At 60.6% G+C, this 22,527-nt stretch carries 20 protein-coding genes; 8 read left to right on the plus strand and 12 right to left on the minus strand.

Annotated features, from left to right (window positions below; all coding sequences use genetic code 11):
* Window positions 1-12 precede the first annotated feature (12 nt).
* Window positions 13-1,146 (plus strand): FIST signal transduction protein, encoded by a 1,134-nt coding sequence (locus FGL65_RS06235; RefSeq protein WP_147820186.1) that lies wholly within the window; start codon window positions 13-15, stop codon window positions 1,144-1,146.
* 15 nt (window positions 1,147-1,161) lie between these two features.
* Here FGL65_RS06235 and FGL65_RS06240 read toward each other — a convergent pair whose 3' ends face one another.
* The 3 genes from FGL65_RS06240 to FGL65_RS06250 all read right to left on the minus strand — a co-directional run bounded on the left by FGL65_RS06240 (window position 1,162) and on the right by FGL65_RS06250 (window position 4,033).
* A complete protein-coding gene (locus FGL65_RS06240; RefSeq protein ID WP_147820187.1) occupies window positions 1,162-1,704 on the minus strand; it encodes a peroxiredoxin family protein in 543 nt (180 codons plus the stop codon).
* A gap of 92 nt (window positions 1,705-1,796) precedes the next feature.
* The gene (locus FGL65_RS06245) at window positions 1,797-2,654 is read right to left on the minus strand and encodes a transposase (RefSeq protein ID WP_147820188.1); all 858 of its coding nucleotides are present in this window, start codon (window positions 2,652-2,654) and stop codon (window positions 1,797-1,799) included.
* Window positions 2,655-2,815: 161 nt separating this feature from the next.
* The gene (locus FGL65_RS06250) at window positions 2,816-4,033 is read right to left on the minus strand and encodes a molybdopterin molybdotransferase MoeA (protein ID WP_187170561.1); all 1,218 of its coding nucleotides are present in this window, start codon (window positions 4,031-4,033) and stop codon (window positions 2,816-2,818) included.
* 326 nt (window positions 4,034-4,359) lie between these two features.
* Here FGL65_RS06250 and mobB point away from each other — a divergent pair, with 326 nt between their 5' ends.
* Entirely contained in the window at window positions 4,360-4,869 is a 510-nt protein-coding gene (gene mobB, locus FGL65_RS06255; protein ID WP_147820190.1) for a molybdopterin-guanine dinucleotide biosynthesis protein B, read from the plus strand.
* On the opposite strand, the gene mobA is transcribed toward mobB, so the two are convergent.
* Window positions 4,864-5,454, minus strand: a complete 591-nt coding sequence (gene mobA, locus FGL65_RS06260; RefSeq protein ID WP_250645588.1) for a molybdenum cofactor guanylyltransferase — start codon at window positions 5,452-5,454, stop codon at window positions 4,864-4,866. The two genes, mobB and mobA, sit on opposite strands and share 6 nt — an antisense overlap.
* A 120-nt stretch (window positions 5,455-5,574) precedes the next feature.
* Here mobA and FGL65_RS06265 point away from each other — a divergent pair, with 120 nt between their 5' ends.
* Entirely contained in the window at window positions 5,575-6,234 is a 660-nt protein-coding gene (locus FGL65_RS06265; RefSeq protein WP_187170562.1) for a (Fe-S)-binding protein, read from the plus strand.
* 233 nt (window positions 6,235-6,467) lie between these two features.
* Window positions 6,468-8,585 carry an acetate--CoA ligase family protein gene (locus tag FGL65_RS06270; protein ID WP_147820193.1) on the plus strand — a complete coding sequence of 706 codons (2,118 nt, stop codon included), beginning with the start codon at window positions 6,468-6,470 and terminating at the stop codon, window positions 8,583-8,585.
* Here the strand turns inward: FGL65_RS06270 and FGL65_RS06275 are convergent.
* Complete coding sequence (locus FGL65_RS06275) at window positions 8,582-9,448, minus strand: hypothetical protein (RefSeq protein ID WP_147820194.1); 867 nt, start codon at window positions 9,446-9,448, stop codon at window positions 8,582-8,584. The genes FGL65_RS06270 and FGL65_RS06275 overlap by 4 nt on opposite strands.
* A 249-nt stretch (window positions 9,449-9,697) precedes the next feature.
* A complete protein-coding gene (locus FGL65_RS06280; protein WP_147820195.1) occupies window positions 9,698-10,630 on the minus strand; it encodes a hypothetical protein in 933 nt (310 codons plus the stop codon).
* A gap of 247 nt (window positions 10,631-10,877) precedes the next feature.
* Between FGL65_RS06280 and FGL65_RS06285 the strand changes: the two genes are divergently transcribed.
* The 4 genes from FGL65_RS06285 (at window position 10,878) to FGL65_RS06300 (ending at window position 14,342) form a co-directional block, all read left to right on the plus strand.
* Window positions 10,878-12,263, plus strand: a complete 1,386-nt coding sequence (locus tag FGL65_RS06285; RefSeq protein ID WP_147820196.1) for a tryptophanase — start codon at window positions 10,878-10,880, stop codon at window positions 12,261-12,263.
* A gap of 67 nt (window positions 12,264-12,330) precedes the next feature.
* Complete coding sequence (locus FGL65_RS06290; RefSeq protein WP_147820197.1) at window positions 12,331-13,845, plus strand: sodium-dependent transporter; 1,515 nt, start codon at window positions 12,331-12,333, stop codon at window positions 13,843-13,845.
* Window positions 13,842-13,961: a MetS family NSS transporter small subunit gene (locus FGL65_RS06295; protein WP_147820198.1), complete on the plus strand. Its 120-nt coding sequence runs from the start codon at window positions 13,842-13,844 to the stop codon at window positions 13,959-13,961. Before FGL65_RS06290 ends, FGL65_RS06295 begins: the two co-directional genes overlap by 4 nt.
* A 3-nt stretch (window positions 13,962-13,964) precedes the next feature.
* Window positions 13,965-14,342 (plus strand): RidA family protein, encoded by a 378-nt coding sequence (locus FGL65_RS06300; protein WP_147820199.1) that lies wholly within the window; start codon window positions 13,965-13,967, stop codon window positions 14,340-14,342.
* 141 nt (window positions 14,343-14,483) lie between these two features.
* On the opposite strand, the gene FGL65_RS06305 is transcribed toward FGL65_RS06300, so the two are convergent.
* The 6 genes from FGL65_RS06305 to FGL65_RS06330 all read right to left on the minus strand — a co-directional run bounded on the left by FGL65_RS06305 (window position 14,484) and on the right by FGL65_RS06330 (window position 22,404).
* Window positions 14,484-14,975 (minus strand): hydrogenase maturation protease, encoded by a 492-nt coding sequence (locus FGL65_RS06305; protein WP_147820200.1) that lies wholly within the window; start codon window positions 14,973-14,975, stop codon window positions 14,484-14,486.
* A 201-nt stretch (window positions 14,976-15,176) separates the two neighbouring features.
* On the minus strand, window positions 15,177-16,622 hold the full coding sequence (locus FGL65_RS06310) for a nickel-dependent hydrogenase large subunit (protein WP_147820201.1): 1,446 nt from the start codon (window positions 16,620-16,622) through the stop codon (window positions 15,177-15,179).
* 11 nt (window positions 16,623-16,633) lie between these two features.
* A complete protein-coding gene (locus tag FGL65_RS06315) occupies window positions 16,634-17,569 on the minus strand; it encodes an NADH-quinone oxidoreductase subunit B family protein (RefSeq protein WP_147820202.1) in 936 nt (311 codons plus the stop codon).
* A gap of 13 nt (window positions 17,570-17,582) precedes the next feature.
* The gene (locus FGL65_RS06320) at window positions 17,583-18,002 is read right to left on the minus strand and encodes a hydrogenase iron-sulfur subunit (protein ID WP_187170563.1); all 420 of its coding nucleotides are present in this window, start codon (window positions 18,000-18,002) and stop codon (window positions 17,583-17,585) included.
* A 15-nt stretch (window positions 18,003-18,017) separates the two neighbouring features.
* On the minus strand, window positions 18,018-21,062 hold the full coding sequence (locus FGL65_RS06325; protein ID WP_147820203.1) for an FAD-dependent oxidoreductase: 3,045 nt from the start codon (window positions 21,060-21,062) through the stop codon (window positions 18,018-18,020).
* 43 nt (window positions 21,063-21,105) lie between these two features.
* Window positions 21,106-22,404, minus strand: a complete 1,299-nt coding sequence (locus tag FGL65_RS06330) for a (Fe-S)-binding protein (protein ID WP_147820204.1) — start codon at window positions 22,402-22,404, stop codon at window positions 21,106-21,108.
* Window positions 22,405-22,527 lie beyond the last annotated feature (123 nt).

Genomic DNA, 22,527 nt, shown 5'->3' on the forward strand with positions numbered 1-22,527 from the left:
CAAGGAGAGCCCATGTACGTAAGAATCGATGAAGGCGGAAGCCTGCAGGCATTCGAGGAAATGCTCGGCGAACTGCAGTCCCGGGAGGACGTCAATGGAGTCCTGGTTCTTTCCTGCGACGGTAACGCCTTTGAACCGGATGACCTTTCCCCGGTGCTGCAACAGTGCGCCAAACCCGTGTTCGGCGGGCTGTTCCCCGCGGTGCTGCACGGCAGGCGCAAGCTGGAGCGGGGCACTGTCATGGTCGGGATCCCGTGCCGCTGCGAGTACATGATCAAGGAAGATCTGGACGCAAAGGACAATGAGGTCTTTCTCTCATTGATCCGCTGGGCCAAGAGTTTTGATCCGCCGCGAACGCTGATATCTTTTTGCGACGCCCTGTCCGGCGGGGCGGATCGGTTCAGCGAGGCCCTGGCCTCGGTGTTCGGGCTCGATGCCAACTGTATCGGCGGCGGGGCCGGCTCCCTGAACTTCCGGGGCAAGCCGTGCATCATAACCAACAAGGGCCTGCTTCAGGACAGCGCCGTGCTGGTGGCCTCCTCCATGGAAAGCGGTGTCAGCGCACGTCACGGGTGGCATCCGCTGGAAGGGCCGTTCACGGTCACGGATGTTTCCGGGTGCTGGCTTCGGGAGTTGGACGGCAAGCCCGCCTTCGAGGTCTACAGGAAACTGGTGGAGGCCCATTCCGGAATGAAGTTCGGCATGGAATCCTTTTTTGACATGGCCCGGGCCTATCCTTTCGGCATCCCAACCCTTCGGAGCGAACACCTGGTGCGCGATCCACTGGCCATGCGCGAGGACGGCAGCATGCTCCTGGCCGGTGAGGTCAAGGACGGGACGCAGCTGGACCTGCTTACCGGCAACAGGCGTTCCATGCTGCACGCCGCGGAGCGGGCCCATTGGCATGCCCGCCACGACCTCAAACCGGTGAGCGGCGAGAGCATCACCCTGATCATGGACTGCATTTCCCGGGTTCTTTTTCTGGAGGAATCCTTTGACGAGGAGCTGGCGGCCCTGGACGACGGGCTGACCAAATTGGTGGGCGCCTGTTCCATCGGCGAATTCGCCGGGAACGGCAAGGATTACCTGTCGTTCTTCAACAAGAGCGTCGTGGTCGGGATTCTCAAGGGATTCAGTTACTGCTAGCCGGAGGGCGGCCCGCTATTGCCGGTAGCCCGCGGCTTCAAGGACGTCCTGGAGAAACTCATCCTTGCTGTCGATGTCGCCGGCATGGGTGAACACCGTTTCCAGGCGGCCGTTGTCGTATTTTCGCACCAGGGCGTACCACGGCGTCTGCACGTTTCCCACGGCCTTGTGCGCCTTGAAGTCCTGGTCCGTGAACAGGGGGAGGTCGACCGAATACTTGGTCCGGAAGTAATCCACCTCGAACTGCGAATTGCCCGTGCCGATGCCCAGCATCTTGATGCGCCCGGAATAGCCCCGTTCATCCAGATAGTGGAAGATTTCGTTCACGGTCGGCGCCTCGCGCTGGCAGACCGGGCAATACATGCTGATGAATTCCACGAGAACGAATTTTCCGGCCACATCGGAGAACTTGGGCTCCGCGGAGTCGATTCCCAGGTAGTCCTTCTGGGAGGACGGCAGCGTTCCTCTCAGCACAATATCAGGAAACGGTTCCCCGGCCTGGGCGACAACGGCCAAAAACGCCGACAGAATCAGCGTCGCGAACAGCACTTTTTTCATTATTCTCTCCCCTTGCGCCCATCCTACGCCAAAATGGCGGCCGGGAGCAAGAAAACTCCTTGCCGCAGCGATGATTCAAGGAATCTATACCTTCAACAGGGCCGCACCAGCCCGCAAATGCGCCGGGTCAGGAGGGGGAATATATCCTGTTCCCGGTTGTTGAACCGGAATTCCAGTTCCTTGAGGTAAAGCGGGAAGCGCTGGCAGGAGATGCCCCGGAAGCGCTTGATGCGGTGGCGGGCAAAGGCCCAGAAGCCAGAATCCATGACGTCGATGTGCACGGGTGTCCTGTGGCGGCGGATGCAGTCGTAGGGCAGGGCGTTGTTGCCGCAGAGAATGAGGGCGTCGTAGTGCCTGTAGCGTTCCGAATAGATGAGGTTGCCCAGACGCTCCAGCTTGAGCTGGAAATTGAGATGGAAGTGGAACACGGTCTCGGCCCGCAGGCCGGGGACGAGATCGATGAAGGCCCAATCATCCTTGGTCAGAATGCCGTAGACCGGGATGGTTTCCATGCGCATCCTTGTGGGGCCGCCCGTCAGGCGGGAGCCATTGAGAAAGGAGTCCAGCCCGGTCTGGGGTCCCAGCAGCTGGGCCGCGTCCTGTGCGTGGGCCAGGATGGAGAAGCGCACGACCGTGAGGGCCTTGTACACCGTGTTGCAGGACAGGCCGAGCCGTTCGGTGATGCTGTCCACGGATTGTTCTTCCGCAAAGCATCGCAGCAGCTCCAGCCACTGCGAGCAGGACAGGGCTCCATTGTCCAGCCAGCGGCCGCTGAATTCATGGAAGGTGTACTTGCATTCGGCGCAGCGCATCCTGCTGCCCGACAGCGTGTAGATCCTGCGGCAGCCGCAGCGGGGACACAGGGGCGCGCCGTCGGGGCGGCACAGGGAAAGCAGGTAATCGTGGGCTTCGGCTTCGGACGCGTGTTGCCGGTGCGTTTTCATGGTCATGGGAATGGAGCCTTTCCTGTTGTCCGTTGCGGCCTCGGGCGAGGGCTTCCATCCATCATGCCAATGCTTTGCAACTGCCGCAAGGTTTGGCACTGAATTTAATCAATATATTATCAAATCAGATTGTTAGCCGATGATGGTTTTAAGCGGCAGCCCTTTGATCAGGTCAGGCGCAGGGGGCGGAGCAGCAGCACGCCCACTTCGTCGCCCTTGTTGAGCTGGGCGCCGGGGGCCACGACCAGGAAACCGTTGGTCTCGATCATGGCCTGCATGGAGGGCAGATCCCTGCCCATGAGCGGGGTGGCCGTGAGGCGCGTTCCCCTGAGCGCCACCTCGCAGTGCACCAGCCGCACCGGGCCGGGCTTGACCCCGAATCCCTCGGTGAGCTGGGCCGCAACCGCGCCGTCGTAATCCTCCATGCCGCGCAGAAGCTGCAGGGCGGGCAGCACCAGGGTCCGGAAGCAGGTCAGCACGGCCGGGGGCGGGCCGGGCAGCCCGAAAAAGAGGCGTCCGTCCCTTTCTGCCAGGAAGGTATTGCGGCCGGGTAGTATGTCCACCCCGTCGAAGAGCATGGTGAATCCCCCCTCCTTGGCGGCAGCGCGGGCCAGGTCCTTTTCGCTGTTGCCGGTGCCGCCGGTGGTCAGGATCAGGCGCGCCTCGCTGTGTTCGATCTCGTGCATGATCTCGGCCATGGCGTCGGGCAGCACGTGGTAGAGAGTGTCCCCGGCCTGGTTCTCCCGCAACAGGTCGCGCAGCAGCACCGGGTTGTCGGCCGGGAATCCGTCGTCCATGAGCACCACGTCCTCGGGGTCGCGCAGTTCGTTGCCCAGGGCCAGCACCATGCATTCGGGCCGCTTGTATACCTGTACCTCGGGCACGCGGGAGCGGACGGCAGCGGCGCACATCTCCGGGGTCAGGCAGGCTCCTTCACCGGCGATGAGCGTGTCTGCGGCAAGGTCGGCCCCGGGTGCGCGCAAATGCTCTCCCGGTTTGGGGTTGATGCCGATGAGCGCCTTGCCGTCCTTGACCTTGGCGTCCTCGGCCTGCACCACGCAGTCGGCCCCCTTGGGGATCGCCCCGCCCGTGAGGATGCGGGCGGCATGGCCTGGCTTCAGGGCCGGGGGAGTCGCGGTGTCCGCGTAGATGGTCTGGGAGATGGGCAGGGCCACGGGCTTGAAGAAGCTGGCCTCTGCGGCGGTCGCGGCCCTGATGGCGAAGCCGTCGCGGGCCGAGCGGGGGAATTCGGGCACGTCGAAATCCGCATACACGCCTTGCGCGGCCACCAGCCCGGCGGTGATGGCCGGGGGCAGGGAGTGGATTTCGCCCGGGCGGGCGTTCTCGCGTATGATTTCCAGGGCCCGGTCCAGGGAAACGCTCATGCAATCCTCCGTCAGCAGCCGGTGATGCGGCCGGGGCGGGTGTATGCCCGGAAGCCGTTGTTCGTGTCGTTGCCCGTCAGAATGGATTCTGCCCGGTGGGTCATGCCGATGTCTTATGGAAAGAGTACCATTTTTTCGGCGGGGCACAATGATGAATTGTGGCAGCACGGTGCGCTCCTGTAAAGAGGGGACTCTTTGCGCCGCCCGCCCGTTCACATTTCCGGCAATGGCTGGCATGGTGAGCATGGCCTGTCCGGGGCGCGCCTCGCGGGTCGAACGATTCAACCAGAGTACGGTCCTGCACGGTTCGGGGCCACGGAGGGAGCATGGCCGCACCGCCCATCGTCTGCATTGTGGGGAAGAAGAAGTCCGGGAAAACCACGTTCCTGGAAAAGCTGCTCGCGGCCCTTGCCGGGCTGGGCGTGCGCACGGGCACGGTCAAGCATGACATTCACGGGTTCAGCATGGACCATGAGGGCAAGGATACCTGGCGGCACCGCCAGGCGGGAGCCGCGACCGTGTGCATCAGCTCGTCCACCCAGCTTGCGCTGATCAAGACCGTGGAGCGCGAAATGACCCTGCCCGAGCTGGCCGGGACCTTTTTCGCGGACCGGGACATCGTGCTCACCGAGGGCTACTACAATTCGGACCAGCCCAAGATCGAGGTCTTCCGGCCCGAGGCCCATGCCCTGCCCCTGTGTGGCCCGGATGAAGCCTGGACCAGGAAGCTCCTGGCCATGGTCACGGACGCGGACGTGGACGCCGGGGTGCCCTGTTTCGGGCTGGATGACGGGGAGGGCGTGGCCCGCCAGCTCAAGGAGTGGTTCGGCCTATAGTCGTTTCCGGGCCGCTTCCAGTTCTTCCGGGGTATTCACGCTTTCAAAGGAGAGCAGTTCCGGGTCGCCCGGCCGGAGCAGGTCCACGGGCACCTGTTTGAGCCGCACCTTGTCGAAGATGTTCAGGACCTTGTAGTCGTTTGCCGCGAGCTGGGCCTCTATGTGCGGCAGGCAGCGTTTGGAGTAGATGGCGCAGAGCGGCTCCATGTAGCCGTCGTCCTTCAGGGGGATGACCACGTCCGCATCGGGCTCGGCCTGTTGGAGCAGCCGTTGCACCAGCCCGGTTTGCAGGAACGGGGCGTCGCAGGCCGTGACAAAGGTGTGGCTTGCACGGCAGGCGGCCAGCCCGGCCTGGATGCCCGTAAGCGAACTGCGGGCGTCGTAGGTGTCCGGTACGAGGGTCACGCCCGGCAGGTCGAATCCCTCCTGTTTGCGGCAGGAGACAAGTATCTCCTGGAAGAGCGGGCGGCAGGCCTCCAGCAGGCGGTCGATGATGCGGACCCCGCCCACCTCGAGAAAGGCTTTACGAACCCCGCCCATGCGGGTACCCAACCCTCCGGCCAGGATGGTGCATGCGATTTCCAAATCAATCTCCGGTTGATGGCCTGGTGGAATGATTGCTACTATCCGTTCATGTTCCATAGATGGAACCAAAAAACAAGACAGGCCTTTTCGGGCCTGTTTCAGCACCGGAAAGGAGAAGCGATGCAGGCGGTGGCCCTTGTTGGCGGCGAAAAGGAACAGCGCGCGAGACTGTGCGCGCAGGTGGCGGAGAGGCTCAGGCAGGACGGGCTACGCTGTGCCCTGGTCAGCGGCGGCGGAGTGGATACGGAAAGCGGCCCGTTCGAGTCCAGGGCCGAGATCAGCGCCGTGGGCGTGAGCGTGTCCTGGCCCGGGGGCAAGACCCTGGATGATCTAGTGCCGCACCTGGAGGCGGACTTCATCTTTTTCGAGGGCGGCGGCGAACCTCGCATGCCCCGCGTGCTGCTGGATGGGTATGCCGAGGACGATTCCTCCCTGGCCGTGGCCAGCTTCGGTTGCGATGCGCCGGGCGTGCCGCGCATGGGCGACCTGGATTCTCTGGCCGAGCATCTCAAGGCCCGCGCCTTTCTCCTGCCCGGCCTCAACTGCGGGGAGTGCGGGTTCGACAGTTGCGCCTCCCTGGCCGCCGAGATCGTGGCCGGGAACAGGTCCCCGGAGGACTGTGCGTCCCTGAAACCGTCCCTGGCGGTCACGGCCAACGGCGCGCGCATGGCCATGAAACCCTATGTGGAGAACACGTTCCGGGCGGTGGTCGTCGCCATGCTGGAACAGCTCAAGGGGTATGCGCCGGGCAGGGTCGAGATCGAAATCGACACAAAGTAGGGCGTTGAAAACGGCCGATTCGCGGCCTCTTGTTTCAATGGTGCCTTCAGTGTAAGCTCAATCTCTCAAAATCGCTGCTTATACAGACAAAACACAGGCTGTTCAAAAATGTGCGAGTGCAAGGCGCAAGGAAAAGGCAAGACCGACGCGTATGTTACTGATACGCGAGGGCTTGGCTTTTTCGCTGCAACGCCGCAATCGTGCGTTTAGGGACAGCCTGTTTGGAGAACTCAGTGGCCGGAACCGAACATCTGCAATCCTTTTTCTATCCCGACACCGTGGCCGTGGTCGGCGCATCCGCCACCCCCGGCAAGGTGGGGCATACCATTGTCGCCAACATGGTGGAGGCCGGTTTCAAGGGCCGCCTCATTCCGGTGAACCCCAAGGGCGGCGAGATCCTGGACCTGCCCGTGGTCACCGAGGTCACGTCCCTGCCGCGCAACCTGGACCTGGCCGTTGTTTCCGTTCGCCGCGATTTTGTCCTGCCCACCCTGGAAGCCCTGGGCGAGCTGCGCTGCAAGTCCTGCATCGTCATCACCGCCGGGTTCAAGGAAGTGGGCCGGGAGGGCTACCACCTCGAAGAGCGGATCGTCGAGGTCTGCGACAAGTTCGACATGGCCCTGCTGGGTCCCAACTGCCTGGGCATGATCAATACCCCGGCCGGGGTCAACGCCTCCTTTGCGGCCGGGCAGCCCGGCCCCGGGAGCATCGCCTTCTTTTCCCAGTCCGGCGCCCTGTGCGTGGCCATCCTGGACTGGGCCCTGGGCGCGGGCATCGGGTTCTCCAAGTTCGTCAGCCTGGGCAACAAGGCCGTGCTCGACGAGGCCGACATGCTGCACTACCTGAACACGGACGACGAGACCAAGGTCATTCTCGGCTATATCGAGAATGTGGAAAACGGCGGTAAATTTCTGGCCCAGGCCCGCAAGGTCAGCCGCAACAAGCCGGTGATCATGATCAAGTCCGGCACCACGGCGGCCGGGGCCAAGGCGGCCTCGTCCCATACCGGGGCCATTGCCGGTTCGGACCAGGCCTACAGCGCGGCCTTCCACCAGACCGGCGTCATTCGCGTGGGCGACGTGGAAAGCCTGTTCAACCTGGCCCAGGCCTTTTCCGAGCAGCCCCTGCCCAAGGGGCCCGGCCTGGCCATCGTCACCAACTCGGGCGGGCCGGGCATCATCGCTGCGGACACCACCGAGCGCTCCAGCCTGAGCATGGCCAAGTTCACGCCCCGGACCGTGCAGAAGCTTCAGGAACTGCTGCCCAGCTACGCGGCCTTCTACAACCCGGTGGACATCATTGCCGACGCCGATCCCGTGCGCTACCGCAAGACCCTGGACATCGTGGCCGAGGACCCCATGGTGCATGCCGTCATGGTGCTGCTCACCCCTGCGGGCGCGGTGGATATCGAGGGCACGGCCCAGGCGGTCATTGATACGGCCCGCAAGTACGGCAAGCCCGTGTTCGCGGTTTTCATGGGCAAGAAGCGCGTGGCCCCGGCCCGGCAGATGTTCCAGGAAGCGGGCATTCCCTGCTACGCCTTCCCCGAGCCCGCGGTGAAGAGTATCGAGGCCATGTACAATTATGGCCTGTGGCGCAAGCGCCCCGAGGCCGAGTACCCCGAGCGCGAGCGCGACATGGACCGCGTCCGGGACGTCATCGAAGGTGCCTTGCAGCGCGGCGAGAGCGAGGTGGTGGAGTTCCAGGCCCAGGAAGTGCTCCAGGCCTACGGGCTGCCCACGCCCCGGACCCGGCTGGCCCGTTCCAGCGAGGAGGCCGTGGCGGCCGCCGAGGCCATCGGCTATCCCGTGGCGCTCAAGATCGCCTCTCCCCAGATTTCCCACAAGACCGACGTGGACGGCGTGAAGGTCAACCTCAAGGACGCCGGGCAGGTGGCCCTGACCTTCAAGGACATCACGGCCCGGGCTCAGCGCATGCGCCCGGACGCCTATATCGCGGGCTGTCTGGTGCAGGAGATGGCCCCGTCCGATTCGCGCGAGGTCATCATCGGCTTCAAGCGCGACGACCAGTTCGGCCCGTTGCTCATGTTCGGGCTGGGCGGCATCTACGTGGAGATTCTGAAAGACATTTCCTTCCGGCTCGCGCCCCTGTCCCGGGCGGACGCCAAGGGCATCATCCGGGAGATCAAGTCCTACATGCTGCTCAAGGGGCTGCAGGGCGACAAGCCCGTGTGCTTCGAGACCCTGCAGGATATCATCCTGGCCATGTCCCGGTTCGCCGAGGACTTCCCCATGGTGCTGGAGGCCGAGTTCAACCCGGTGCTGGTGAACCATGACCGCGCCGTGGTGGCGGATGTGCGCATGACTCTGGACCCCAAGGCCATGGATTAAAATGTTTTTTGAACGAAATGGTCTTTGATTTCCGTTATAGTCTCTATCGATATTTGATATTTTGATTCAACTGAAGAGCTATTAATTTCGTCCTGAGTATCTGACTTGATTATCAACTTTGTGAAGAATAGTGTTGTAGCCAATTTGTTAGCTTGATAGTTTTCAAATTTTAATACTTTAATTATATGTGTCATATATAATTTGAGTTCATAAAAAATAGAAGACACGTGTTGCGGGCATAGATAGCTATATTTCTTGTCATTGTACTCAAATTCAATAGTTCTGAAGTTATCAAAATCAAAATTATGACTTATTTTCGTTATGTTGTATAAATTATAGTAAGTTGATTTATATTTTACTATTATGTCTTTGATCTTTAATTCTTGCCTACTAACTAAGAAAAGTAAGAATTTTTTAATTTCATTTTCGAGCTTGGTAAAAGGGAAGTGATGGTGATTAAGGATTCCCTGCTTTGAGTGTGTAAATATTAAATTGTATGTTTCATACTTGTTTGAAAATGCTAATTCATCTTTAAATTCAGCTATGTATTTACAGAATTCTTCATAATGTTTGTAATGATTTGAGAAGCTGTTACTTGCCATCATTAAGTCAATCTGTCGTTTGGTTTGATCTGATCTATGGTACGCGGCAATTAACGCACTTGTAGGTATTATTAACGCAAGAACTCCCAATGGTAGTTGGAATTCTTTCAAAAAGGTTCGGTAGCCCTCGGCCGTGAAGTTTAATGAATAGTTTTCATTAATGAGAAGAGTTGTTGTGAGAGTCGCAGCGGTAATTATAATGATTCCGTTCAGAATCCAGAACAGTTTGAGTTGGAAGAGATTGTGATTGTTTTCCGACATTCGCCCTCCGAATAGTTTTTATTCTATTTTAAAGATATCCCGATAAGTATTCAAGGGGTTAGAACCTCTTGGAGTACCCCATGTGTGCAGCAAGGGTGTGCTTTGCCGACGCATGGCAAAAGCAGGGAGGGCCAGTTCACCGGAAAGCAATCACCCGAAGGGTGCAGAAAATAAAAAGGTCGCCCAAGGAGCTGAAAACCCCAGAGCGACCGACTTGCCTCGATTGTTGTTTGCGCATCAGCGCACCGCCTACCCGTCCCCGTTCTCCTCATTCATGAGCCCCAGCACATAACTCATGTTCAACTGCTCGGCCCGGAGCACGTAATCGCCGTCGGCCTGCGAAATGTCGTTTCGCACCAGCTTGCGGCAGTAGGAAGGAATGTTCTCCTGGGTCGTGCCGCCTATCTTTTCCAGCACCTGCTCGGCGGTCATGCCCTCGGGCATCTTCTCCATGAACACCCGGGCCGCCGAGGGGTGGGACACGAAATCCTCGGACCCGGACAGGATCACGCCGTAGAGGAACCGCAGCCTGCCGCCCTGGTGCACGGGGTTGTTGGTCACGATCATGACCACTTCCTCGTGGTGCGTGCTCCCGGTCTCCATGACGAAGTGCAGGTTGGAGCGTACCGGGAATAGCCGTCCCTGGTAGGAGGTCACATGGTCCTTGTCGCGCACGCTGTGGGCCGAGACCCGGATGAAGGGATGGCAGGTGCATTCCACGGAAACGAGGGTCTGGTTGATCTCGGGCACGTTGTTCATGGAATAGTTGTAGAGGATGTAGTGCCCGCCGATCTTGTGGAACAGCCGCTGGGTGTAGTCCGTATCCGTGCGGCCGAACACGTCCAGCTTGACGCTGCCGGACTGGCGCTCCTCGATGCGCTTGAGGAAGATCTCCCGGTCGCGCTCGGCAAGGCCCCGCACGGTGCTGAGCACATCCACGAACCCGTAGAAGTCCTCGTAAAAGTCCTCCATGCGGATGCCCAGGGCGCGGCTGAAGAGCTCCAGCTTGCTCCGGCTCGGACGGTTGCGGCCCGCCTTCCACGATTCCAGGGTCACGGAGGTCAGGTTGCCGCCCAGCTTCATGCGCACCGTGCGCACCACCTCGGGGATGGGCACGGCCATGAGCGCGAACTGCACCTTGCTCTCAAATCTTGAAATATCGTCCAGGCCCCTGTTGGCCATGAATTTCCTCCACCATGCGTTTTCTGCTCATCTATATGATTTTTGCAACATCGCGCAACTTTTTGTTCAAAAACTTTGCAAAAAGTTGCAAGGCAAAATAAGACTTTGAAATAATTATACTTTTTTATTGCACGGCCGTTTTTTTCCTGTATAGTCGATCCCATCTTCTACAAATTTTTTGGGTCCGGAAGGGCCGGATTTACCAAGCCGAAACGGCATACAGCACAACAAACACCAGGAGCATACAATGTCCAACGCACATCTGGCAGAACCGTTCAAGATCAAGATGGTGGAACCCCTGAGGATGATCTCCCGCGAGGAGCGCGTCCAGGCCATTATCCGGGCCGGGTACAACCCCTTCCTGCTCAAGTCCGAAGAGGTCTACATCGACCTGCTGACCGACTCGGGCACGGGCGCCATGAGCGACACCCAGTGGGCGGGCCTGATGCTGGGCGACGAAGCCTACGCGGGCAGCCGCAACTACTACAACCTGGCGGAATCCGTTGAGGAAATCTTCGGCTACAAGTACACCATCCCCACCCACCAGGGCAGGGGAGCCGAGCAGGTGCTCTTCCCGCAGCTGATCAAGCAGGGCCAGTACGTGCTGGGCAACATGCATTTCGACACCACCAAGGCCCACATCGAACTTTCCGGCGGCCGCGCCCGCAACTTCGTCATCGAGGAAGCCTTCGACACCGAGACCTACCATCCGTTCAAGGGCAACTTTGACGTGGAGAAGATGGACGCCTTCATCCGGGAGAAGGGTGCCGAGAACATCGCCTTCATCCTGGTGACCATCACCTGCAACTCCGCCGGCGGCCAGCCCGTCTCCATGCAGAACGTCAGGGACGTGCGGGCCTGCGCCAAGAAGCACGGCGTGCGCATGTTCTTCGACTCGGCCCGCTTTGCCGAAAACGCCTACTTCGTGCAGCAGCGCGAGGAAGGCTACGCGGACAAGTCCGTGCGCGAGATCATCAGGGAGATGTTCTCCTACGGCGAAGGCACCACGGTCAGCGCCAAGAAGGACCCGCTGGTGAACATCGGCGGCCTGCTCTGCTTCAAGGACGACGAGGAACTGTTCAAGGCCTGCCAGGCCATGACCGTGCCCATGGAAGGCTTCCCCACCTACGGCGGCCTTGCCGGACGCGACATGGAATGCCTGGCCCGCGGCCTGCGCGAAGGCACGGAAGAGGACTACCTGGCCTACCGCATCAACCAGGTGAAGTACCTGGGCGACAGGCTGCTGGACGGCGGCGTGCCCATCCAGTACCCCACGGGCGGGCACGCGGTATTCGTCGACGCCAAGCGCATGCTGCCGCATATCCCGGCCGACCAGTTCCCGGCACACGCCCTGGCCAACGAGCTGTACATCGAGGGCGGCGTTCGCGGCGTGGAAATCGGTTCCCTGCTGCTGGGCCGCGACCCCGAAACCGGCAAGCAGCAGGCTTCCCCCATGGAACTGCTGCGCCTGACCATCCCGCGCCGCGTCTATACCTATAACCACATGGACGTGATCGCGGATTCGCTTATCAACATCAAGAACCGCGCCGAGCGGATCACCGGCCTGGACTTCACCTACGAGCCGAAGATCCTGCGCCATTTCACCGCGCGCCTGGAGCCGGTGGCGAACTAGGCACACACAAGGGCATGGCCGAAAACGGCCATGCCCTTTTTTATACCATCCAACGTGGAGGTACTTCATGAGTCAAGAAAACAGAGACCAGTGGTTGTCGCGAAAAGGGTTCATTTTCGCGTCCGTGGGAGCCGCCATCGGCCTCGGCAACCTCTGGAGATTCCCGTTCCAGGCCTATAACAACGGCGGGGGCGCATTTCTCCTGCCCTATTTCTTCGCCCTGCTCACAGCGGGTATCCCGCTCATGATCCTGGAATACGGATTCGGGAGCCGCATGCGCGGGGGCGCGGCATGGTCCTTTTCCCGCCTGAACCGCAAGTTCGAATGGCTGGGCTGGTGGCAGGTCATGATCCCGCTGCTGGTCATGATGTTCTATTCGTCCATCGTGGCCTGGAGCCTGAACTACATGGTCTATTCCCTGGACCTGAGCTGGGGCGACAATCCCGGCAAGTTCTTCGGGGTGGATTTCCTTCACGTCTCGGATTCGCCCTTCAACCTGGGCGGCGTCAACTGGGGCATCCTGGGCACCACGGTCATTGTCTGGGCGGCCAACTGGTTCATCACCAAGAACGGCATTTCCGGCGGCATTGAAAAGGCATCGCGCATCTTCACGCCGCTGCTGCTGGTGCTCATGATCTGCTTCATGATCCGGGGCATCACCCTGGAAGGCTCGTCCGTGGGCCTGGACTACCTGTTCAAGCCGGACTTCAGCATCCTGCTGGAGGCCAAGGTCTGGGTCTCGGCCTATGCGCAGGTCTTCTTCTCGGCCACCCTGGGCGTGGGCGTCATGATCGCCTATTCCAGCTACCTGCCCAAGAAGTCCGACATCGTGAACAACGCCTTCCTGACCGTGCTGGCCAACTCCAGCTTCGACCTCATCGCCGGCATCACCGTGTTCAGCACCCTGGGCTTCGTGGCCCATTCCATGGGCGTGGACTTCACCGAGGTGGCCAAGGGCGGTCCGGGCATCGCCTTCGTGGCCTTCCCCCAGGCCATTTCCCAGATGCCCTTCGCCAAGAGCTTCATCGGTTTCATGTTCTTCTTCTGCCTGTTCATCGCCGGGCTGTCCTCGAGCATCTCCATGCTGGAGTCCTTCTGCTGCGCGGCCCTGGACAAGTTCGACATCTCCCGTCCCAAGCTCATCACCATCGTTTCCGTGCTCGGGTTCGCGGGCTCGGCCCTGTATACCACGGGCGCGGGCGTGCTCATCCTGGACATCGTGGACCATTTCGTGGGCAACTACGGCATCGCCACCTGCGGGCTTCTGGAAGCCTTTGTCCTGGGCTGGTTCTACAACGCCTCCAGGATGCGCGCCGAGGTGAACGAGTATTCGGACTTCAAGATCGGCAAGTGGTGGGAATACTGCATCAAGTACCTGACCCCGGCCGTGCTCGGCTACATGACCATCAGGAACATCATCGAGGAATTCGCCCAACCGTACGGCGGCTATCCGGTTGAGGCCGTCATCGCCTTCGGCTGGACCGTTGCCATCGGCATGGTTATAGTGGCGGCCTTATTCATGCGCCGCCGGTGGCGCGCCGAAATCCCGGGCGCGTGTCCGGCAGGAGGGTACGAATCATGAGCATTCCCGCAATCACCATGATGGCAGTGGGCTGCACCCTGGTCTGGGGCGGGCTGCTCGTGTGCCTGCGCATCGCATTGGTAAAGGAAACCGAACGTATCAACCAACCGGAGTAACCCATGAAAACCATCATCAGCACCGACAAGGCCCCTTCCGCCATCGGCCCGTATTCCCAGGCCGTGGCCGCCGCCAACCTCATCTTCGTTTCCGGCCAGCTGCCGCTGGTGCCCGAAACCATGGACTTCTGCGCGGGCGGCATCCAGGAACAGACCCGCCAGGCCCTGACCAACGCCAAGGCCATTCTGGAAGAAGCGGGCAGCTCACTGGACAAGGTGGTCAAGACCACCGTGCTGCTCAAGGACATCAAGGACTTTGTGGCCATGAACGAGGTCTATGCACAGTTCTTTGAAAGCGACTGCCCGGCCCGCGCCGCCTATCAGGTGGCCGCGCTGCCCAAGGACGCGCTTGTTGAAATCGAGCTGATTGCCTTGAAGTAGGAAATCGGCTTTGCACTCCCTCATGGGGCGCTCCGATCGGGGCGCCCTTTGTTTTTGGGGAAAGACTGCGGTGAAAATAGGAATGTCCGGCCGGCCGGGATGCACCACGGCCGGCCGGATCGCTTGAGATATGGGGATGGGCTAGATCTCGGTCAACTCCTTGACCTTGGCTGCCAGCGCGGGCAGGGCCGCCTCCACTTCCGGGCTGAGCCTCTCGTCCATCTCGTCCGGAATGTACCCGGTCTGGACGACCACGATTTTCACTTCCATGGTGGTGTTGTCCTGCAGGTCCTTGAGCATGTTGACCGTGGGGAACATGTGGATGGAAAAGTCGCTGATCTTTTTCGGGTCCATGGAGTCGATGTCGATCTCCCAAAATTCGCCCGGTGTCCTGCCCGATTCCGTGGTGGCGTCCACGATGATGACACGCTTGGGGGGCGTGGGCGCGTTGATGAGGTCAAAGAGGATCGTCCGGATGGACGTGCCCACGTCCAGGAGCGCCACGTCCTCCGGGACGTCCGGGTCCCGTTCCAGCAGCTCGACCACCCTGGGCCCGGCCGCGTCGTCGCCGATGAGGATGTTGCCGCAGCCGAACACGACCACCCTCGAGGAAAACATTTTCGACCAATCCATTCAAATACCGCCTGTTGCCGTGCGGGCATGGGCTTCCATTTTCCGCACGCGATTAAGAGATGATTCGTTCGGGGCACTCGCTCCCGGATGTTTCCCCGTCATGCTCCCATGCCGGGAGCGCGGAGCCCTGCGGCAGGTGCGCCCGGGAACAACAGGGGACCGCCGTTTCCGGCGGCCCCCTGGGTTATGCGGTTCGCAGCATTATTTGCTGTAGGTGTCCAGGACTTCGCCCTTGGAGTTCATGATCTTCACTTCCATGGCCATACCGCCATCCAGGCGGTGGGTAGCGCAGGACATTCACGGGTCGTAGGCGCGTACCGCCATTTCAATGAGGTTCATGACCTCCTCGTCGTAGTTGCCGTCCTTGATGACGGCCTTGGCGGCCTGCTTGATGGACAGGTTCATGCCGGCGTTGTTGTGGGTGGTGCCGACAATGAGGTTGGCCATCTCGACCATGCCGTCGCTGTCCGTCTTGTAATGATGGATCAGCGTTCCGCGCGGGGCCTCGACACAGCCCACGCCTTCTCCGGCGCGGGGCTTGATGCCGGTTGCGCGGATGTCGCGGCCGGTGATGTCCGGGTCGTTCAGCAGGTCTTCCGCCCGCTCGCAGCACTGGACCAGCTCGATGAGGCGCGCCCAGTGGTAGAGCAGGGTCAGGTGGGCCGGACGGCCGAATTCCTTGCGGAAGATCTCCAGTTCCTTCTGGGCCAGGGGCGTCTTCATCTGATCGCAGACGTTGATGCGCGCCAGGCAGTTGGAACGGTAGACGCCCACGGGGTCGTTCTCGTCCAGTTTGATGCCGCCCGCCTTCTTGATGTAGGGGAACTTCAGGTAGGACCAGTCTTCCACATGTTCCGCAATGTAATTCATGTATTCGGAATATGCGAACTGGTCGTACTGTCCGTCCATGTCCATGAGGCGGAGCTCACCGTCGTAAAGCTCCAGGGAGCCGTCGCCGTCCACGGTTCCGATGTAGCCGGAGGGAAAGACGCCCAGCGTCTTCACGGCTTCCAGGTACTTCGGGAACACGTTTTCGCGTGCGAACTTGATGGTGAACAGGCAGAAGTCCTTGGCTTCCCTGACCACTTCGAGGAGTTCCTTGCGTTCGTCCTCGAGCAGGGGCTTGGAAAAGCCGCCGACAACCGCGGCAATGGGGTGGATGACCTTTCCGGCGAACTTTTCGAGCGCCATCTGGGTTTTGTAGCGCATATGCACCACCTGCTTGGCTAGGTCCGGGACAGCGCCCACGACGCCGACCACGTTGCGCACGGAGAAGTCCGCACCCGGGCCGAGGACGAAGTCCGGAGCGGCCAGGAAGTAGAAGTGCAGGATCTTGTCCGGGATGTAGGCCAGCATCTGGCACAGCTCGCGGAGCTTTCTGCCGGTGGTGGGCACCTCGGCCCCCAGGCACAGGTCGGCGGCCTTGTTGGACGCCAGGTGGTGCTGCCAGGGGCAGATGCCGCAGATGCGGTTGACGATACGGGACACCTCTTCCACGGGGCGTCCCACCACAAACTTTTCAAATCCGCGCAGCGACATGACCAGCATGCGGGCGTCGGCAACGTTGCCGTTGTCGTCGAGCATGACCTCGAACCCGGCATGCCCCTCGATGCGCGTGATGGGGGCGACTCTAAGCGTTTTGCTCATTTATGCCTCCTTTAACCCAGTTTTTTCAGGACACCATGCGCGCCGCTGAAACGGCAGAGGTATCCCCGGCGATCCGGCACGCCCGCCGGGTCGTACCCGACGGAGGCTAGTGCGCCCATGTAGTCGACAAGAGGCATTCTGTCTTCGCGGACCGGGCCGTAGCAGCCGCGGCAGGGCACGCGGGCGCTGATGCAGCGCGGCGCGGCTCCCGTCATGCCGGCGCAGCCGGCCCTGGTCACGGGACCGAGACACAGGAAGCCTTGTTCCAGAAGGCAACGCATTTCGCTGACGGGCTTTTCCGGATCGTATTCCGGGGCCTCGAGCATGCGCTTGATGTCGCCAATTCCCTTTTTGCTTTCCCGGATCGTGGGACAGGTGTCGCACACGGATTTGGTCGGCAGCTCGAGCACATTCTTGTCGTCCAGCAGGGACAGAATGGCGGCCGCGATCCAGTCGGGATGCGGCGGGCAGCCGGGGAGCTTGAGGTCTACCTTGACGTGCTCGTCAAGGGCGGAACACTTCTCAAGCATGGCCGGGATATGGTTGTTTTCGGTATCCGGGTCCGGACCCGCCTCCGTGGTCGGGGACTCACGGTAGGAGAAGTCGCGGATCTCCTCGTTGGAGTACATGTTGGCCAGCCCGGGGATGCCGCCGTCGGTGGCGCAGGTTCCCAGGGCGATGAGGATGTCCACGCTTTCGCGCATCTTCTTCAGGACCTCGAGGTGCTCCTCGTTCTTCACGCCGCCGGAGACGATGCCCACGGTGGCTTTGGGGATCTCGAGTTCCGTACCCTCACCGGTCTGGCCGTAGTACTTCTTGTCTATCAGAACCGGTATATGGACGAATTCCAGGGAAGGCAGGAGATCCACCAGAACATCGCCGATGTTCAGGATGGCGATCTCGCAACCGGAGCAGGAGTTCAGCCACTCTTCTGCAATCTTGACCACTTTCTACCTCCGGTTATGCTGCCTGTTTCTTGCTCGGGTTGGGGCCAAGTTCCTTGATCTTCTCGGTGAACCTGGTGACCACTTCCGCGAAGCGCGGGGCTTCCGCGGAGGAAACCCATTCGAGGGCGAAGCGTTCGGGATCGATTCCGAGATCCTCCAGAACGAGCTTTGCGCCTTCTGCCCTAGCCAATGCTTTATTATTACCATCCAGGTAATGACACTCGCCGAGGTGTCAGCCCATGACGATGACGCCGTCCGCGCCATTGTTCAGGGCATCCACAACGAGGTCCGGATGGACCATCCCGGAGCACATTACCCGCACGGCGCGCATGTTCGGCGGATACTGGAGGCGGGAAACGCCTGCCAGGTCTCCACCGGCGTATGCACACCAGTTGCAGAGGAAGCCGATGATGGTCGGTTCAAAGTCAGCCATTCTCGATGCTCCTTGTTAGCTGATTCCTTCCAAGGCGGAGTACACCTGGGCCTTGAGCTGTTCCATGGTGAAGCCGCTGACGTTCACGCCGCCCTTGGGGCAGGTGGCCATGCACACGCCGCAGCCCTTGCACAGGGCCTTGTCCGTGAAGATCCTGCGGTGCGCCTTGCCCTTGTCATCCTCGTAGTCTTCGAGCTTGATGGCGTTGTACGGGCAGGTGTCCACGCACAGGGCGCAGCCGTCGCATTTTTCGGTGACCACGCTCTTGATGGAGTCGAGAGGCATCTCGGTCCGGGCGAGCAGGACGCCGGCGCGGCTGGTCGCGGCCTGGGCCTGCGCAACGGCTTCGTCGATGGGCTTCGGGTAGTGGCACAGGCCGGCGACGAACAGGCCGTCCACGGACATGTCCACGGGACGCAGCTTGGGGTGGGCTTCGGTGATGAAGCCGTCTTCACCCACGGAGCACTTGTACAGCTCGACCAGTTCCTCGGTCTGGTTGGGCACGATGGCCGTGGCCAGCACGAGGTAGTCGGCGCCGATCTCCAGCGGACGATCCAGGATGTGGTCGGTGGCGGTGACTTTCACGCCGCTGCCGCCCGCCGCAACCCGGGGCTTGTTGTCCAGGGTGTACTTGATGAAGATGACACCGAGCTTGCGGGCCTTGGTGTACAGGTCTTCGCGCAGCCCGAAGGTGCGGATGTCCCGGTTCAGGACATACACGTTCATTTCGGGCTTCATTTCCTTGAGCCGGATGGCCGATTCCACGGTGTGGGTACAGCAGACGCGGCTGCAGTACGGCCGGTCGGAATCGCGGGAGCCCACGCACTGGATGAAGACGACGCTGTCGGCGTTTTTGGCCTGGCCGGATTCGATGAGGGCATCGAATTCCAGGTGGGTCTTCACCGCGTCGTTTTCGCCGTAGAGGTACTCGTTCGGCTTGTATTCGCGTGCGCCGGTGGCCACGACGGCCACGCCGTATTTCACGGCCTTGGACTGGCCGTCCACGTTCACCTCGCTGACGAAGTTGCCGACGGAACCGACGGCGGTCTTCAGCGCGGCCTTCTTGAGGACGGTGATCCTGTCATGGTTTTCCACCTTGCCGATCATGGCCTGCAGCTCGGGCTTGATGGCCTCGCCGCGCCAGGTCTCGGACAGGGACCAGGCGTTGCCGCCCAGGGTGTCGCTCTTTTCGAGCAGCACCACGTCGTAGCCCATGTCGGCGATGCCGAGGGCCGACGTCATGCCGGACATGCCGCCGCCGATGACCAGCGCCTTCTGGGTGACGTCCACGGACATCTTTTCCAGGGGCTGCAGGATGGCCGCCTTGGCAACCGCCATGCGGACCTGGTCCTTGGCCTTTGCCGTGGCATTTTCGGGGTCGTTCTGATGGACCCAGCTGTTCTGGTTCCTGATGTTGGCCATTTCAACGAGGTACTCGTTGAGCCCGGCTTCCCTCAGGGTGTCCTTGAACAGGGGCTCGTGGGTGCGCGGCGTGCACGCGGCCACCACGATGCGGTTCAGGCCGTGCTCCTTGATCTTCCCGGCAATGATCTCCTGGGTGTCGGTGGAGCAGGTGAACAGGTTGTTTTCCACAAAGACCACGTTGGGCAGGGTGGCGGAATAGTCGCAGACCGCCTTCACGTCCACGGTGCCGGCGATGTTCGTGCCGCAGGAGCAGACGAAAACGCCGATGCGCGGTTCCTGGCCCGAGATGTCGGTCTCGGCGGGATAGGTTTTTTCCTGGGTAAGGGTGCCGCGGGCCTCCGCCAGGGTGACGGCCGCGCCCGCTGCCGCGGAGGATGCGTCCGTGACGGCCTGGGGGATGTCCATGGGAGCGTGGAACGCGCCCGAAGCGTAGATGCCGTCCCTGGAGGTCAGCACCGGGGTGAAGCTGGAGGTTTCGGCAAAGCCGTACTTGTTCAGCTTGAATCCCAGCTTGCCGGACAGGTCCTTGGCGTCCTTGGGAGCTTCGAGGCCGATGGACAGAACGACCATGTCGAACTCTTCGCTGACCATCTGTCCCTTCTTGTCGGCGTACTCAATGATGGCGCCCTTGCCGTCGGGGCCGGGCAGAATGGTGTGGGGCCGTGCCTGCACGAAGTTCACACCGCTCTTTTTTGCGCCTTCGTAGTACTTCTCGAACTCCTTGCCGTGGCTGCGGATGTCCATGTACAGAATGGTCTGTTCACAGGGGCCGGTGGTATGTTCGGCCGTCATCAGGCTCTGCTTGATGGCGTACATGCAGCACACGCTGGAGCAGAATCCGTTTCCGCAGCGATTTTCGTCGCGGGAGCCCACGCACTGGAGCCACGCGATCTTGGAGGGTTCCTTCTTGTCCGACGGGCGAACCAGGTGCCCCATGCAGGGACCGTTCGCCGAGAGCAGGCGTTCGTATTCGAGGCTGGTTACGACATCGGCTGCCTTGTCATAGTACAGGTAGTCGTAACCGGAAGGATCGAACGCCTTGAAGCCCGGTGTCAGGATCATGGAACCGACGTTCAGTTCGACGATTTCTTCCTTGTCGCCGAAATTGACGGCCTGTGTGGGACATGCCTTTTCGCACGCGCCGCACTTGCCTTTCTGGATCATGATGCAGTTGTTGGGATCGATGGCATATTTGAGCGGTACGGACTGGCCATATGGAATGTATATGGCTTTGCGCTTGTCCGTTCCCTCGTTGTATTCGCTATCGACTTTCTTGGGACATTTCGCGGCGCATTCGCCGCACGCGATACATTTGTCCATGTCCACGTAGCGGGGGGATTTCCTCACGGTGACCGTGAAGTTGCCTTCCTCGCCGGAAACGCCTTGTACCTCTGCCAGAGTATGTAACTCGATATTCAAGTGCCGACCGCACTCAACCAACTTGGGCGAGAGTATTCACATCGCGCAGTCGTTGGTCGGGAAGGTCTTGTCCAGCTGGGCCATGACGCCACCAATGCCGGCACTCTTCTCGACGAGATGCACATAATAACCGGAGTCGGCCAAATCGAGAGCCGTCTGGATACCGGCGATACCGCCGCCGACGACCATGACCGATCCAAGTTTGTTCGCAGCCATTGAGACCTCCTTGGAATCTCTTTAGCGTTACGAGCTGCCCCCTCTAGAGGCCAACCTCCTTGAGATCATCGCCCAGGTATTCACGTTCGTTGGGCCCCAGCATGCCGAGGGACAGGCAGATCAGCGTCCAGAGGTGGACGGTCTGGTATCCCGCGTCATAGTGGTGGGACAGGTCGTGAATCTGGGAGTGGCAGTTGTGGCAGGGCGCAATGCAGTACGCCGCACCGGTCGCCAGGATCTGGTCGAGCTTGCGCTTGCCGTAGTACCTGCGGGCTTCGGGGAAGCCGGCCTGCAGGAACCCCCCGCCACCGCCGCAACAGTAGTTGTTGGACATGTTGGGGTGCATGTCGATGAAGTTTTCCTCACCGACGACTTGCTTGACGACAAAACGGAGGTCTTCGGCAATGGGGTCGCCGAGGGATTTGCGGATCAGCTGGCAGGGGTCCTGGACCGTGAACTTGATGCCAAGTTCCTTGTTCCAGTCGGAGTTGACGGGCAACTTCCCTTCGCGGATCCACTGTGCGTAGTACCTGATGATGCTGTCGAGTTCGAACTTGGGTTCAATGCCAAACTTCTGCAATCCGGCCCGGATTGCGTAGAATTCGTGGCCTCACTCTGTGTTGAGCCAGACCTTGGCTCCCAAGTCTTCGACCGCCTTCACCTTGTGGCGGACAATCTGTTCCCAGTCTTTGTCCTCGGCCGCGAACATACAGTAGTTTTCCGCGGCCCAGCCGGCAGTGCCGTAGGTCCAGTCGGCGCCGACCAGATTCAGGATCTTCCACAGGGGGATCATTTCATCCGGTTCGGTGACGGGTTCGCGGGAGTTCTGGTTCAAGAAGAACTGAGCTCCCTGTTTGTTGATGGGTGCCGTCAAAGTCTTGCAGCACTCCTGATCCTCGCAAGCTTCCTCCAGCACGTCTTCCACGACGAACTGGAAATCCTCGGAGCTGGCACCCATGGCGCTGTTGCCGTCGGTGCGCAATGCCTGGTCACAGGAACCGACAATGCCTTTGGGCTTTGTCTCGCGGTCCTGGCGGGCGCGCGCGTTGTACACCAACTGCGGAATGTTGATCTGCATGGGGCAGACGCTGATACACCGCATGCACATGGTGCACATCCAGATCCAGTCGCTTTTCAGGATCTCCTCATCCATTCCCAACATGGCCATGCGCAGGAATTTCCTGGGATCCATGTCCTCCAGCCCCGTTGCCGGGCAGCCGGACGAGCACAGACCGCACGTAAGGCACATGTTGAGGTTTCCGCCCTCGGGCAGAATTTTCATGACATCGTCCTTGAAATTGGATTGCACTCCACCTTCAAGGACAATCGCGGGTTCGCCCATACTCCTCACCTCGTTGTTAAGGGTTTCCCACTAATCCAGTGTGCAATACTGTTGAAAACTCCCGCCTCATAAGGGAAATGCGTTTTCAACAGCAATTTCTACCTGTTAGAATAAGACTTTGGA

This window comes from Salidesulfovibrio onnuriiensis, assembly GCF_008001235.1.
Taxonomy (GTDB): domain Bacteria; phylum Desulfobacterota; class Desulfovibrionia; order Desulfovibrionales; family Desulfovibrionaceae; genus Pseudodesulfovibrio; species Pseudodesulfovibrio onnuriiensis.

Coding starts and splice junctions, on each gene's coding strand:
- FGL65_RS06235 (WP_147820186.1), top strand. CDS start 13: ATGTACGTAAGAATCGATGAAGGCGGAAGCCTGCAGGCATTCGAGGAA.
- FGL65_RS06240 (WP_147820187.1), bottom strand. CDS start 1,704: ATGAAAAAAGTGCTGTTCGCGACGCTGATTCTGTCGGCGTTTTTGGCC.
- FGL65_RS06245 (WP_147820188.1), bottom strand. CDS start 2,654: ATGACCATGAAAACGCACCGGCAACACGCGTCCGAAGCCGAAGCCCAC.
- FGL65_RS06250 (WP_187170561.1), bottom strand. CDS start 4,033: ATGAGCGTTTCCCTGGACCGGGCCCTGGAAATCATACGCGAGAACGCC.
- mobB (WP_147820190.1), top strand. CDS start 4,360: ATGGCCGCACCGCCCATCGTCTGCATTGTGGGGAAGAAGAAGTCCGGG.
- FGL65_RS06265 (WP_187170562.1), top strand. CDS start 5,575: ATGCAGGCGGTGGCCCTTGTTGGCGGCGAAAAGGAACAGCGCGCGAGA.
- FGL65_RS06275 (WP_147820194.1), bottom strand. CDS start 9,448: ATGTCGGAAAACAATCACAATCTCTTCCAACTCAAACTGTTCTGGATT.
- FGL65_RS06280 (WP_147820195.1), bottom strand. CDS start 10,630: ATGGCCAACAGGGGCCTGGACGATATTTCAAGATTTGAGAGCAAGGTG.
- FGL65_RS06285 (WP_147820196.1), top strand. CDS start 10,878: ATGTCCAACGCACATCTGGCAGAACCGTTCAAGATCAAGATGGTGGAA.
- FGL65_RS06290 (WP_147820197.1), top strand. CDS start 12,331: ATGAGTCAAGAAAACAGAGACCAGTGGTTGTCGCGAAAAGGGTTCATT.
- FGL65_RS06295 (WP_147820198.1), top strand. CDS start 13,842: ATGAGCATTCCCGCAATCACCATGATGGCAGTGGGCTGCACCCTGGTC.
- FGL65_RS06300 (WP_147820199.1), top strand. CDS start 13,965: ATGAAAACCATCATCAGCACCGACAAGGCCCCTTCCGCCATCGGCCCG.
- FGL65_RS06305 (WP_147820200.1), bottom strand. CDS start 14,975: ATGGATTGGTCGAAAATGTTTTCCTCGAGGGTGGTCGTGTTCGGCTGC.